Source organism: Janthinobacterium sp. B9-8 (genome assembly GCF_000969645.2).
Lineage (GTDB): Bacteria > Pseudomonadota > Gammaproteobacteria > Burkholderiales > Chitinibacteraceae > Iodobacter.
Map to the genome: position 1 here is coordinate 2,420,756 of NZ_CP014222.1, position 14,535 is coordinate 2,435,290.

The following is a 14,535-nucleotide window of genomic DNA, read 5'->3' on the forward strand; positions in this document are numbered from 1 at the left end:
TTGCTTACCGATGTCATAGTAAAACGAAAGAATTTTTATTTTAAAATCAGTACAGGGCCTTTTTTGACACGCATTCTAATGACAGTACGATGACAAGACGATTACTTGTTACCATTAGTAAAAAAACAAAACTCCCCAGCCTAAGCAAAAAAAGCAGCACCTCAAACAAACAAGACCCCGCTTTCTTCACTCAACATGCAAGCCTGCCAACAGCTCCGCCTTTTTCAGTTACAATCGACGCTCACTTACTTACTCACAAACACTTTGGGCAGGAGTTTGCAATATGTCGATGTCTGACCGCGATGGCCTTATCTGGTATGACGGCAAATTAGTACCGTGGCGCGACGCGACCACACACGTTTTAACCCATACCTTGCATTACGGCATGGGCGTGTTTGAAGGCGTACGCGCTTACGAAACCCCAAAGGGCACGGCTATTTTTCGCCTGCACGATCACACAGAGCGTTTGTTTAACTCGGCCAAGATTTTCCAAATGAACATTCCGTTCAGCTTTGAAGAACTCTTCGAAGCACAAAAAACGGTGGTGCGAGAAAACAAGCTGGCTTCTTGCTACCTGCGCCCGCTCGCCTTTGTTGGCTCAGAAAAGCTAGGCATCGCTGCCACGGGCAACACCATTAATGTGATCGTTGCGGCTTGGCCATGGGGTGCTTATCTGGGCACCGAAGGCCTAGAAAAAGGCATCCGAGTTAAAGTATCGAGCTTTACCCGCCATCATGTGAATGTATCCATGGTGCGTGCCAAAGCCAGCGGCTATTACGTGAACTCTATTCTGGCGCACCAGGAAGCGGCCGCCGATGGCTACGATGAAGCGATGCTGCTTGATACCGAAGGCTATGTATCTGAAGGCGCTGGGGAAAATCTGTTTATCGTCAAGAAAGGTAAGCTCTATACCCCTGATGTCTCAAGCTGCTTAGATGGCATTACCCGTAATACCGTGATTACGCTGGCGAAAGAAGAAGGCATCGAAGTCATCGAAAAACGCATCACCCGCGATGAAGTCTATACCGCAGATGAAGCGTTCTTCACCGGCACTGCTGCCGAAGTCACGCCGATTCGTGAGCTGGATAATCGTCCAATTGGCATTGGTAGCCGGGGCCCGATTACCGAACGCTTACAAAAACGCTATTTTGACTGTGTGAAGGGTTTAGACCCACTACACGAAGATTGGCTAACACTGATTTAACAGATTTAATATTTAAAGCAGAGGGTGGAGTTTCTCTACCCTCTTAGTCTAGGGTGATTCAATCACCAAGTGCGAAAGAGAAAATCCATGGAACTCAAAGAAAATACCCAACGCGAGATCGAAGTACTAGCCAGTGATTTACCCCTGCATTGCCCAATGCCTAATATGCTGAGCTGGAATTCTCACCCACGTGTGTTCTTGCCTGTTGCCAAAAATGGCGAAGCGCTTTGCCCATACTGTGGTACGCACTACCGCCTGAAAGCCGGTGAAGTCGTTAAAGGGCATTAATTATTAAGGCAGGTTTACCTGCCGTTTTACCCAATGTGATGACGCGCTTTGGCGGGTTTCACCCGCCCTACTCACGGATGAATTGGCCAAGTTTGCGCCTAATATCACCGCCAGTTCGCCTCTCCTGAGCTTATGAAAAAAATTCTGATTATTGCCCCGGCATGGGTTGGTGACGCCATTATGGCCCAGCCCCTTTACCGACGCCTGCATCAACGCCATCCCGGCCTGATACTGGATGTACTCGCCCCCGCTTGGACACGCCCCTTACACGCCCGCATGCCCGAAGTGAGCGAATCATTCGATACGCCTTTTGGTCATGGAGAGCTCAAGCTTGGCACGCGCTGGTCTTTAGCGCGGCAAATGAAAAAGCGTGGCTACGATCAAGTCATCGTGCTACCGAATTCGCTTAAATCTGCGCTATTACCGCTATTTAGTGGCATCAAGACCCGCACCGGCTGGGTAGGTGAATCGCGCTACGGTTTTCTAAATGACACCCGCGTACTTGATCCGCTGGCCTTGCCGCAAATGGTCGAGCGCTTTGCGGCTCTTGCCGAAGACGCCGATCAACCCCTTGCCCGTCCGGTGCCCTTCCCTCATTTAGTGGTGAACGATCAAGACCGCGCCGCCAGCGCTGCCAAATTAGGCTTTGATACCAGCAAACCCATGATTGCACTTTGCCCCGGCGCAGAATATGGTCCGGCCAAGCGCTGGCCGGGCAACCATATGGCCTCACTTGCGCAAACGCTGCTGAACCGTGGTTTTCAGGTCTGTATTTTTGGCTCGAATAAAGATCGGGAAATCGCTGATGAGATTCTGGCTGGTGCGCCGGATGTCATTGATTACTGTGGTAAAACCTCGCTGGCAGAAGCCATCGATATGATGTCGCTTGCCCGCGCCGTAGTCAGTAATGATTCTGGCTTAATGCATGTGGCTGCGGCACTGGAGCGCCCGCTGGTCGCGATTTATGGCTCCAGCTCGCCCGAATTCACCCCACCTTTATCAGCCAACGCCAGAATTGTGACTTTAGATTTGGAATGCAGCCCCTGTTTTGAACGTATTTGCCCGCTCAAGCATATGAACTGCCTCAATCAACTCGGACCTGATAAGGTACTGGCAGCCTTGGATCAATTATTGGCTTAATTTTTCCGGTGCTTTACCAATAAATACAAGGCCTTGTTTGAAGAAGGATTATCATGAAAAAGCATTTCACTAAAGCATGTCTGTTATTCGCCATACTGATCTCATCAGCCGCCCATGCAGCCGATGTAGGGGTATCAGTACAATTTGGACAGCCTGGCTTTTATGGCAGCTTCAATATGGGCGACTTTCAGCAGCCACGGCTCATTTACCGTGAGCCAAGAATCATACAGCAGGTCACTGTTGTTCAACCCCCGATGTATTTGATCGTTCCACCGGGCCACGCTAACAACTGGTCCAAACACTGTCGCCGATACAATGCCTGTAGCCGGCCTGTCTATTTTGTGCAAGAAAGCTGGTACAACAATGAAGTCGTACCACGCTATCGCCACCATGATCGCAAAGACCGTCATCAGAAAAAGCATCATGGCCGAGGAAATGGGCATGGGCATGACCGTGATGATTAAGCCGTTTTAAACATTAAAACCATGCCTGATAAGGGCAAATAAGTACCATCAGCATGGTTTTAATGACGTCTGTTTTAGATGAGCCCTATTTTTGTGACACGATTTTAATCACTTAGCGCGATGATCTGCCCATCACCCCCTGATTTTTTAAACCGTAACTGCTCACAGCATGCCTGCCTGCTAAAAACCTTTAACACGGAACGACTTATGGAACACATCACCCTCGCCCCTATCGCCCGCGTCAACGGCACTGTTGCCCTGCCTGGCTCCAAAAGCATTTCAAACCGCACCCTTTTGCTTGCCGCATTGGCAGAAGGCACAACAACGGTGAAAGGGCTGCTGGCCGCAGACGATATCCACTATATGCTAGAGGCTCTGAAAGCATTAGGGATTAAATGGGAGCAAATCGGGGATAGCCGTGATTTTATTGTGCACGGCGCAGCAGGTGTTTTTCCGGTTAAAACAGCAGAATTATTCCTAGGCAATGCAGGCACGGCATTTCGCCCGCTAACTGCTGCACTTGCATTCAGCCAAGGCCATTACACCCTCAGCGGCGTGGCCCGTATGCACGAGCGCCCGATTGGCGATTTGGTTAATGCCCTGCGTGAAGCGGGTGCAGATATTGCCTGCACCGGTGTGGAAGGCTACCCACCGCTGACGATTAAGCCCGCAACATTCAACGGGCAAGTCATCAAAGTAAAAGGCAATGTATCCAGCCAGTTTTTAACTGCACTATTAATGGCGCTGCCGCTCACCGGCCAAGCTGTGACCATCGAAGTGATCGGCGAATTAATCTCCAAGCCTTATATCGACATCACGCTCAAACTGATGGCGAAATTTGGCGTACAGGTTGAGCAAAACGGTTGGAGCAGCTTTAGTATTGCCGCTGGCCAAACTTACCAAAGCCCTGGGATTATTGAAGTAGAAGGCGATGCTTCATCCGCATCTTACTTTTTAGCCGCAGGTGCAATGGGCGGCGGCAAGGTGCGCGTTACCGGCATGGGTAGCGATAGTATTCAAGGCGACAAACGCTTTGCCGAAGCGCTGGCCTTGATGGGCGCAGAGATCACCTGGGGCAGCAATTATATTGAGGCCTCACCACCGGTTAGCGGCCAGCTAACGGGCATTGATGCAGATATGAACCATATCCCTGATGCAGCCATGACACTCGCTGTGGCAGCGCTGTTTGCCAAAGGCCCGACCACACTCAGAAATATCGCCAGCTGGCGCGTGAAAGAAACCGACCGCCTCAGCGCCATGGCCACCGAGCTGCGTAAAGTGGGCGCAAGCGTGATTGAGGGCGAGGATTTTATTACCGTAACGCCACCTGAATCACTCATTGCAGGTGCAGCGATTGATACTTACGACGATCACCGTATGGCGATGTGCTTCTCGCTGGTGGCCGTCAAAGGGGTAGCGGTGCAAATTAACGACCCGCAATGCACGGCAAAAACATTCCCAACTTACTTTGAAGAGCTAGCCAAGATTTCTGCTTAAGCAAATCGAATATCAATCCGCTTTGCCAGAGGCAGGCGGATTGATCACTGCTTATCTATACGATCAGACTTTAGCGATATTGCCCCATAACCCGCTGCAACTCGTGCTTAGACTGCAAAGCCGTAATCGCCTGATTAAGCGCTTTCACTGTTATTTGCCCTGAACGGGACACCGCACACTGCCCCTTAAAGCTTCGAAGCACCGTATATGGATGCAAAGGTGTTGTCAGCTGCCCCTGCCTCTGCTGGTATTCAAGCTCAAACTGATTAATCACCAGATGCTGCACCCGCCCCGCAGCCAGCTTAAGCAGATTATTACGCATACTAGGCGCATCATCGCGTACGAATGTTGCCCCCAAAGCCTGATCCAGCTCCGAATACACATAGCCCAAAACCGTGCCGATCCGTACATTAGCAAAGGCATTCAAACTGGCTGGCTTGCCCGCCTGCTTATCACTGATCAGTAATTCCGCATTGGGGATAAAAGGCGTGCTCCAGTCAAAAGCACCGGGCAACCAGACAGGCAAATAATTGCACAGAATATCCGCATCGCCCTTTTCCAGAGCGTGTATCAGGCGCTTGCGCGGCAACAGAATAAAACGGGCTTGTAGCCCCATCTGCCCAGCCAAAGCGTGGCCCAGATCAAAATAAAACCCCGCAGTTAACTGATGATTTTCTAGCTTTGCCCAAGGCATGCTATCCCCATTTAAAACTAATACTCTTAATTCAGCCGCCGATACAAACGTCGGAAACAACATAGTAAGGAGTGAATAGCGGAGGGTCATAGCAAGCATCTACCGAGCCTTGGCGTAAGTATTTAATAATAAAATAAGAAGAAATTAGATTAAATAACATCACTCTACTTATATATTACTGAAAACTATCGAAAGCAGCCACACGCGCTTGCCTAGCAAGCGAAGCGTACCGGGGTAAAAATAATGGCAGCTCAGAAGCTGCCATTATTTTTTTGATCAAAATCCCCGCCGGTTTAGCGTTTCTTCTGCACGGCCTTTTTACCTTTGGGCTTAGCCAAGGGCGCTGTTTTGTTTGGCGCTTTCTTCTTGCTTGCAACCGGGGCCTGCTTTGTTTTTACTGACACTGCTTTTTTACCGGTGCGCTTAGCCGCTTGCTTTTTAGTCATACCTGACACTGCCGATTTCTGAACCGATCGTTTCTTGCCTGCCACACGCGCTTTAGACCGTGCCTGCTTCCCGCGATAAACCACGGACTTATTACTCGTCGCTACTGGTTTATTCACGACTGAAGTGCGTTGAATAACAGGCGCCGCAGATGGCACATCAAAGGGCAAAGGATCATCTTCTGCCTGAACACTAAAAGACAAAAAAACTGCACTAAGTAGCAAAGGGAAAAAACCGCGCATGAACATCTCGTCAGCCAAAGTGAATCAACAGCGGCCAGTATACCGGATTCAAACCCAGAGCTAGTGCTGCTCAGAAGTAAAAAAGGACCACAATCACGCTGAAAACAATACCACTTTTACCAGCAGCAGGCGAAGGTATTCACCTTATCAGGGCAAAAACAAAACGCTTGCACCGCACTTTTTTACACAGCCAGACCCAAGCTTAACCTTTTTTATCTACGTCTTTTAAAACAATATATTAGCGATTATTGGCATAAAATTGTGCCCGCAATCGCTATGCTATCAAAATAAAACAAAGGCAAAGTTAATCATCAAATACATGCGCGTAGTCATTGACATGGCAACTACAACTGCTACTATCCGCAAACCTTACAACGACAAATGAAGATACCACTTCATTGCAAAACAGACAGGTGAAAAGCCTGCAAACCTCTCTAAACCTGATCTGTGCTGATGCTTATCCCAAGTATCAGGCCACAGACTTTATTTTGGATGGAGCAAGAGACAATGAAAGCAAAGATCCGAATCACGGCCCTATTGGCCGCGATGCTGATGAGCGCCTCCCTGATGGCGGCCGACTGGAGCGCCAGCAGCACCTACACAGCAGGCGTCACCGCAAGCTATAAAGGCCAGACTTGGAAAGCCAAGTGGTGGACACAAGGTAATGTGCCTGGCGCAGAACAATGGGGACCTTGGGAATTAGTGAATGGCACAACACCTGTCCCTACGCCAAGCCCTGTTCCGACACCCGCTCCTACTCCCGTTCCAACAAAAGTACCCACAGCGGCCCCTACTCCCGTTCCAACAAAAGTACCCACACCGGCACCAACGCCAGTGCCAACACCGGCTCCTACTCCTTTGCCTACACCCGCGCCAACGCCAGTACCTACTGCCGTTCCAACTCCGGCTCCGGGCACAAACGCCTGCAAAGCAGCATGGATATCCAGCAGCAGCTACACAGGGGGCAGCGTTGTAAGCTATGCCAACCACAATTACACCGCAAAATGGTGGGTAAACGCAGCTGAAGAACCTGGCAAAAGCACTACATGGGCTGATAACGGCGTATGCAGCGGTGGCAGCACAGGTGGCGGTGCAACGCCAACTCCTACGCCATCCGATGGTATACCCACTCTCAGCCAAGCCTTAACCCGCGAAGCCGAGCTCACTAATAACGATTTTTTCCGCAAGGTAAAAGCATCGGTACGCACTGCCAGCAACGCCATTGTGGATGCCGTTGCCCCAGGTAAAAGCGATAACCCGCTGAATGTAAAACGGGTTGAAGCCCTCGTTTCTGAGCAAAAGTTTCAATACTATTTCTCAGTGCGTCACCCCAGCTATACCTATCAGCGCTTCTTGCAAGCCATCGCCAAATTCCCAGGCATTTGCGATGACTACAGCGATGGCCGCAATGCAGACCAAATCTGCCGCCGCTCACTCGCCACCATGTTTGCACACTTTGCCCAAGAAACCGGTGGCCACAGCGTCACCCAATACGGCATAGATGAATGGCGTCAGGCGCTAGTGCATGTGCGTGAAATGGGTTGCAACGAAACCGGCACAGGCTGCGGCTACAACACCGAATGTACCGACCCGGTATTTAACGGCGTATGGACCTGCGGTAAGAACGCTGACGGCAGCTTTAAAAAGTACTTTGGCCGTGGCGCTAAACAGCTTTCATACAACTACAACTATGGCCCGTTCTCGCAAGTGATGTTTAGTGGCGACCAAACCAAGCTATTAAATGAGCCGGATCTGATTGCAGAAAGCTGGTTGAATATGGCCTCTGCCACTTTCTTCTTTGTGTATCCACAGCCACCAAAACCATCGATGCTGCATGTGATCGATGGAACTTGGGTGCCTAATGCACAAGATAAGGCGCGTGGCTTGGGTAATGACTTCCCAACCACCATTCAAATTATTAACGCCGAATGCCAGGACGCCACCTTAAAACCAGCGGCTAAAAATCGCATCGACTACTACACCGAGTTTGCGCGTGATTTAGGCTGGGATATCAAGCAAGAATCGATGAAGTGCACCGGCATGCAGCGCTTCGAAAAAGGCAGCTCCGCCGCCTACCCTATTTTCTGGGAAAAAACCTGGAATGCAGGGCAGGATAATCAGTGCCAGCTGGTTGATTATCAAACCCCATACAACGCGCTAATCGAAGGCAATTACGTGAAGTGCGTGGAAAAAAACTGGAATGTGAAGCTGAAATAAACGCCTCCGTTTTATTCCATACACTCATTCAAGCTTAAAAATTTAAAAGCCCCTGCGTCTTATCAGCAGGGGCTTTTTTTGTCAGGCTCATTAAGGATCAGACTTAACGGACAGAGCTTGATCAAGCCTTGATCGATCAAGCAACAATCAGCAAGCCTAAAGCTTAAATTTTGCAGCCGCGAGGGTAAGCTCACGCGCAAGCTCGTCAAGGCTGCGAACCTGCTCATGGGCCGCCTGCACAGAAGCATCGGATTCTTCCACCATCTGGGCGATCCGCTCCACATTGCCTGCAATACTATTACTCACCTGACTTTGCTCCTGAGTTGCATTTGCCACATCACGGGTTTTCTCTAAAGTGGCACGTGTCACTGTATTGATCTCACGTAAAGCTGAAGCCGCTTTTTCTACCAGATCAACACCCAGTGCAACCTGAGTTTGCACGCCATCCATCGAGCCTGCAGCAATATCCGTGTCTTCCTGCACCGCACGAATCGTACGGGTAATATCTTGTGTTGCACCGCTTGTACGCTCTGCTAATTTACGCACTTCATCGGCCACCACAGCAAAACCCCGACCCTGCTCGCCAGCCCGTGCAGCCTCAATAGCGGCATTCAGGGCAAGTAAGTTGGTTTGATCGGCAATTTCTTTAATCACGGCACTCATACTATCAATTTCGCGAGAACGCTCCACCAAACCACGAATCAAACCCGCTGCAGAGCTAATGTCACCCGAAATACGGCGGATCTCATTGGCGGCATGCTGCGCCATTTTTTCCCCCTCAGTAGCCAGCTCCGCAGCCTGCTGCGAATTGACTTCCGTTTCCCTGGCACTGGATGAAATATGGCTGATACTCACCGTCATTTCTTCAATTGCCGCAGCAGTGGAAGACGTAGCCTCCGAAGTCATCTGACTACCCCGACTGATTTGCTCCGTTTCTTTATTCAATTGCTGGGATGCATTAGACAAAGTGGACGACGCCTGATTAAAACGCCGCACCATATCATGTAAACCCTGCTGCATAGAGCGCATAGAGCCCATTAAGCTATCGCTACCTGCCTGTGTTTCAATCTGCCGGGATAAATCACCATTCGCAATGCCCTGCGCAATATCCGCAGCATCTTGAGGCTCCCCACCCAGTTGCCCTAAAATACTACGCATCGTACTCAATGCCAGCATCCCCATAACGGCAAGAATCACCAAACCTGCCACCAGCATCTTTATTGCACTATTCCAAAACAAGCGATCAATATCATCTAGATAAAACCCGGTGCCGGGAATCCAGCCCCAAGGCTCAAATTGAATCACGCCGTTTAGTTTTGGATATACCGTTTTATCCTCGCTTCCTGGCCGTGCAACATAGGTTAAAGCAAACGCTTTACCGTCTTTACTTTCAGCCAGGCCATCACGAATCACCTGAACTGCAGTTCTGCCATCCGGCGATTTTGCCCCCGGATCAGGCTTACCCATACGCTTGGGATCAATGTGAAATACAAAAGTATCATCTGTCATGCTACGAATAAAGAAATAAGTACTGCCCGCTCTTTGCGCAGCCAATGCCTCTTTAGCGCGGCTTTGCGCCTCTTCACGGCTCAACTTTCCACTGGTTTCTAATCCCTGAAAATGCGTCAATTGCGCTTTCGCTAAATCCAGCAGCTGAATAATTTGCGCACGTCGCTCCTGCATCATGCTTTGACGCAGCTGGAATAAACTGCCAACGCTCACAATGATAATGCCCAAAAATGCGGCAATCACAATAATCCAAATCCGTGTTCTTAGTTTCATTTTTCGCGCATCCTTCGGTGAAAATCATGCATGCTAAAAAAAAAGCTTAAGATCAAACACAAAAAGACAATCAATATAACAATAGCCAAAATAAGACAGCGTGCTTATCTTTTTTACGCAATGCCAGAAGATCCTAATTACCTTTATAAAAAATAATTTACAACATACCCAAGATCACGCCCTCTATTTAAATTCCGCAAAAAACAACAAAAGAACGACATACGTAAATTATCTTACCAAGCACTAGTGTAATACTATCGCCTCAACACCAAGCCTTTATCAATCGATATAAAACCATTCACTTGATATTTTTAGTAAAACAAACAAACCAGCGCCATTGAAATAAACCATAGAAATCACAGCCATTTATTAAACATTAAAAAATTATATTTTAATTAATTAAAAAAACGAAAATATATTATTTTATCAATAGTAAATGCATCCAGAAAAACCCTAATAATTCATTTTTTTTAAAAAATTGAGCAAAACAAACAGAATGTCACTAATGACACAAAACAACATAGCCCCTAATCAAGCTCAGCTAAACGTCGTAATATGCGCAGGGCGAGCAAAAAAACAAACGATGTTGGTAAAAATCACACCGCTATCATGCCATCTGGCAAGAGCACAATTGAAAACCTCTCCATCTTGTTACACTGATCGGATATTGCTTTTGAGCAACGGAAAGCATAAAGAAACCTGCTATATTGCCCCGCCCCCAAAAACCATGATGCAGTACGCATGACACCGAATACGATTAATTATTTAGGAAATACCAATATGGCTCCGCAAGAAATTTCTCTGGATGTATTACTAGAAAAGTACGCCAAGGGCGAAGAAGCCTCGATTGCCGATGTGCAAGCGCGTGTCGCCAGTGCCTTGGCCAGCGTAGAGCAGCCTGATTTAAAAGCTTACTTCGAAGAGAAGTTTTTGTGGGCGCAGCAAAATGGCTTTGTACCGGCTGGCCGCATTAACTCTGCCGCGGGGATGGATTTACGCGCCACGCTGATCAACTGCTTTGTGCAGCCGGTGGGCGATTCGGTTTCGGGCAGCACCGATGGCAAGCCAAGTATTTATACCGCGCTCTCTGATGCAGCAGAAACCATGCGTCGTGGCGGTGGTGTGGGCTACGATTTCTCGACAATTCGCCCTAAAGATTCGCTGGTACGCGGCACACGTTCGCGTGCTTCTGGCCCCGTTTCATTTATGCAGGTGTTTAATGCATCGTGCTCGACTGTTGAATCGGCTGGTGCACGGCGCGGTGCGCAGATGGGCGTGTTGCGCGGCGATCATCCGGATATTCTGGAATTTATCCGCTCTAAAGATCAGGGTGGACTGACTAATTTTAATATCTCGATCGGCGTGACCGACGAGTTTATGGAAGCCGTTAACCAAGACAAAGACTTCTGCCTCGTGCACAAAGCCGAGCCTTGCGAAGAGAAGATCACAGCCGGCGCTTATCAGCGTGAAGACGGCCTGTGGGTACATCAAACCATCCGTGCACGCGAGTTGTGGGAAGAGGTGATGAAATCCACTTACGATCACGCCGAGCCGGGCATCTTATTTTTATCCCGCATGAATGCGGATAACAATCTGTATTACTGTGAAACTATCGAAGCCACCAATCCTTGCGCCGAGCAGCCTTTGCCCGATTACGGCTGCTGCTGCCTAGGCTCGATCAACCTCACCCGCTTTGTCACATCGCCTTTTAGCAAAGAGGTGGGGTTTGATTTTGAAGGTTTCCAAGCTGTGGTCAGCATCGCCATTCGCATGCTAGACAATGTATTGGAAGCCACCGCTTGGCCGCTGCCACAGCAAAAAGCCGAAGCCATGTCCAAACGCCGCATTGGTCTGGGCTATTTAGGCTTGGGTAGCACGCTGGTGATGATGGGCCTGCGCTACGATTCCGATGCTGGGCGTGCGCTTGCCCAAAAGATTTCAGAAATGATGCGCGATGCGGCTTATTTGGCATCGGTGGATTTAGCCAAAGAAAAAGGCGCATTCACGCTATTTGATAACACTCAATATCTAGCGGGTAACTTTGCCAAACGTCTGCCTAAGGCGATCCGTGCGGCGATTGCCAAGCATGGCCTGCGCAACTCGCATCTCTTATCGATTGCCCCCACCGGCACCATTACGCTGGCCTTTGCGGACAACGCCTCTAACGGTATCGAGCCTGCTTTCTCCTGGGTTTACAACCGCAAAAAACGCATGAGCGACGGCACAACGCAAACTTATGAAGTGGCCGATCACGCTTGGCGCTTGTATCGCCATATGGGCCACGATGTATCAGATGACAGCAAATTGCCTGAGCCTTTTGTCACCGCGCTGAATATGTCAGCTAGCGATCATATGAAAATGCTGGAAGTCGTGCAGCCCTTCGTTGATTCGGCAATTTCTAAAACGGTTAATGTCCCCGCCGATTATCCCTACGCTGATTTCCAAAACCTCTATATGGATGCATGGCGTGCGGGGCTAAAAGGCCTAGCCACTTACCGCCCAAACAGTATTTTAGGCAGCGTGTTGTCAGTCGCTGAAGCGCCGGTTGCTGTGGCAGAAGAAGAGCAAATCCCCGATGATGATTTGCTGCGCAAGCAGTTTGATCGCCGCCCGAATGGCGATCTGGAATCGGTGACTTCTAAAGTGGCGTATATGACGTACGAAGGTAAGAAAGTGGTTTACCTCACCGTCAGCTTTATCCATATCACCGGCATGGTGGGTGGCGAGTTGGTCACGATTGAGCGCCCATTTGAATTCTTTATGCCTGCCAGCCAAAAAAGCGAAGATCAACAGTGGATCACCGCCAGCATGCGCCTCTTATCCATGGCGGCACGCTCGGGCGGCTCGATCGCTAAATCGCTGGCCGATATGCGCGAAGTAAGCTGGGGCAAGGGCACAGTTCGTTGCGGCATGATTAATAAGGAAGACGGCTCGCAAGCGCCTTTATTCCACGAATCTGAAGTGGCCGCGATTGGCTATGCCCTGCAGCAAATCCTCACCAAACGTGGCTTCTTAGATGCGTCCGGTAACCAAGTGCCTACCAAGCTACTTGCATCACGCTTTAAAAATAAACATATGGCCTACGTAATAGACGATAGCCAGTATGAAGCCCCTCTGGCCCCAGTAAACCCAATCGCCACCGGCAAAAAATGCCCGGAATGCGGGGCTTACGCCTTACAAAAAATCGACGGCTGCAGCCGCTGCGTATCCTGCGGCTTTGTTGGAGCGTGTGGTTGATCTAGATAATCTGTAAGCATTAAAAGGCCCGCTATTTGCCAAGAAATTGGTTAAATAGTGGGCCTTTTTTTGTGCCCTATTTTTAGATTTAGGGGATGTTTGGGAGGAAAAACCCAATCATCTCAACTTAAGGAAATGTTTTTCGTAGGGCGGGTGAAACCCCATACGCGCTAACCAAATTGTTTTTTCATTAGAAAACAGCGAAAAAACACAATAACCACGCTCTTCGCATAGGGCTTAAAAATCCCCTTGAAACACGCCGGAGCGAGGAACAAGCGGGGCGGGGTTTCGGCCAGGGAGCGAGGAACGAGCCAATCCCGCCTGCCGCCGACTCGATTGTCCGCAGCGCAGGGGCTTTCGTGTTTCGTGGGGTCGCCTTCTTTGGCTTCGTTTCTTGGCGAAGCAAGAAAGGAAGGCCCCGCGGTGGCTAACCGCTCCAAAATCAACCTGCCGAAGGCACTAAAAAGATCTTTTTGACTTTGGTTAACGCGTATGGGCTGAAACCCGCGAGCGATGCTGAAAAATACGCGGGTTTCACCCGCCCTACAGAAGATGCAATACATGTCAAAAACATCGCTTTATGCCTATAAAACTACCTTTGCTCTCGATCAAACCCTCGGTCATCACGTAACTCTAAGCGCAAGCCAGCTCAAAAATTGGGGCGAGCGTAGATAAAACAGCTTCTATTGCGGCGGTGGTTTTATCGCTCAGCGCATCCAGCGATTCGGCCTCTTGTGTCAAGAAATCATGGCTTAAAACAGGCAAACCATCGCCTAGAGCCTTGCGGTCCTTTTTGTGCTTGGCTTCAATGGCGGCGGCTCTTTCTAAGCTAGCCGCTAGCTCTGGATGGCTGGCTTGGATTGCACGAAGCACAAAGAGCTGGCCGCCCTTGCCTTCACACTTATCTTGCTTTAACAACAGCGCAGCGCCGACTAGGCGATGGGCTTTATCCATGCAGGCCGTAAGGCGGCACAAAAAATATTCTTCGTGGTAACGATAAATGGCTGCAGCATTGGCCACGCTTGGCGAGATATCACGAACAAACGCCACGGCAAGACGCATGGTTTGTACGTCATGCTCTAGCTCCTTGATTTTAATCAGCAAGGCATGAGCATAAGTCTCTTTAGGGCTAGCCTTAAAACGCTGGCCTTCATCAACAGACTTCAGCATGGCTTGGTAAGAGGCCCAATAGGGGCGAAGACTTTGCAAAGCAGGGTGTTCGTTCAGCATGGGTTCTTCGAGAATGCGTAAAGCGGTGATTATCCCAGATAATGCCAAACAATAAAAAAGCCAAATGAATTAGAAAATCTAATCCATTTGGCTTGT

General features: G+C 49.4%; 11 protein-coding genes. 7 read left to right on the forward strand and 4 right to left on the reverse strand.

The genetic code is table 11. The features are described 5' to 3' along the window. Positions 1-283 precede the first annotated feature (283 nt). The 5 genes from VN23_RS10795 (at position 284) to aroA (ending at position 4,593) form a co-directional block, all read left to right on the forward strand. Positions 284-1,204 (forward strand): branched-chain amino acid transaminase, encoded by a 921-nt coding sequence (locus tag VN23_RS10795; RefSeq protein WP_046350862.1) that lies wholly within the window; start codon positions 284-286, stop codon positions 1,202-1,204. A gap of 87 nt (positions 1,205-1,291) precedes the next feature. Further along, positions 1,292-1,492, forward strand: coding sequence for a zinc-finger domain-containing protein (locus VN23_RS10800; RefSeq protein WP_046350861.1), 201 nt, complete (start codon positions 1,292-1,294; stop codon positions 1,490-1,492). A 132-nt stretch (positions 1,493-1,624) separates the two neighbouring features. Further along, on the forward strand, positions 1,625-2,632 hold the full coding sequence (gene waaF / locus VN23_RS10805) for a lipopolysaccharide heptosyltransferase II (protein ID WP_046350860.1): 1,008 nt from the start codon (positions 1,625-1,627) through the stop codon (positions 2,630-2,632). 53 nt (positions 2,633-2,685) lie between these two features. Further along, positions 2,686-3,096 (forward strand): hypothetical protein, encoded by a 411-nt coding sequence (locus VN23_RS21495; RefSeq protein WP_082752741.1) that lies wholly within the window; start codon positions 2,686-2,688, stop codon positions 3,094-3,096. Positions 3,097-3,303: 207 nt separating this feature from the next. Next, the gene (gene aroA, locus VN23_RS10815) at positions 3,304-4,593 is read left to right on the forward strand and encodes a 3-phosphoshikimate 1-carboxyvinyltransferase (protein ID WP_046350858.1); all 1,290 of its coding nucleotides are present in this window, start codon (positions 3,304-3,306) and stop codon (positions 4,591-4,593) included. A gap of 70 nt (positions 4,594-4,663) precedes the next feature. Here the strand turns inward: aroA and VN23_RS10820 are convergent, their stop codons facing one another. Then, entirely contained in the window at positions 4,664-5,386 is a 723-nt protein-coding gene (locus tag VN23_RS10820) for a substrate-binding periplasmic protein (RefSeq protein ID WP_062654881.1), read from the reverse strand. Between the two features lie 194 nt (positions 5,387-5,580). Next, complete coding sequence (locus tag VN23_RS10825) at positions 5,581-5,991, reverse strand: hypothetical protein (RefSeq protein ID WP_156455179.1); 411 nt, start codon at positions 5,989-5,991, stop codon at positions 5,581-5,583. 489 nt (positions 5,992-6,480) lie between these two features. On the opposite strand from VN23_RS10825, the gene VN23_RS22125 reads away from it, so the two are divergent. Then, a complete protein-coding gene (locus VN23_RS22125; RefSeq protein WP_231743240.1) occupies positions 6,481-8,190 on the forward strand; it encodes a glycoside hydrolase family 19 protein in 1,710 nt (569 codons plus the stop codon). A gap of 156 nt (positions 8,191-8,346) precedes the next feature. Here VN23_RS22125 and VN23_RS10835 read toward each other — a convergent pair whose 3' ends face one another. Further along, positions 8,347-9,972, reverse strand: coding sequence for a methyl-accepting chemotaxis protein (locus tag VN23_RS10835; protein ID WP_046350856.1), 1,626 nt, complete (start codon positions 9,970-9,972; stop codon positions 8,347-8,349). A 741-nt stretch (positions 9,973-10,713) separates the two neighbouring features. On the opposite strand from VN23_RS10835, the gene VN23_RS10840 reads away from it, so the two are divergent. Next, a complete protein-coding gene (locus VN23_RS10840; RefSeq protein WP_046350855.1) occupies positions 10,714-13,209 on the forward strand; it encodes an adenosylcobalamin-dependent ribonucleoside-diphosphate reductase in 2,496 nt (831 codons plus the stop codon). Positions 13,210-13,842: 633 nt separating this feature from the next. Here VN23_RS10840 and VN23_RS10850 read toward each other — a convergent pair. Continuing rightward, positions 13,843-14,439, reverse strand: coding sequence for a hypothetical protein (locus VN23_RS10850; protein ID WP_156455181.1), 597 nt, complete (start codon positions 14,437-14,439; stop codon positions 13,843-13,845). Positions 14,440-14,535: the final 96 nt, after the last annotated feature.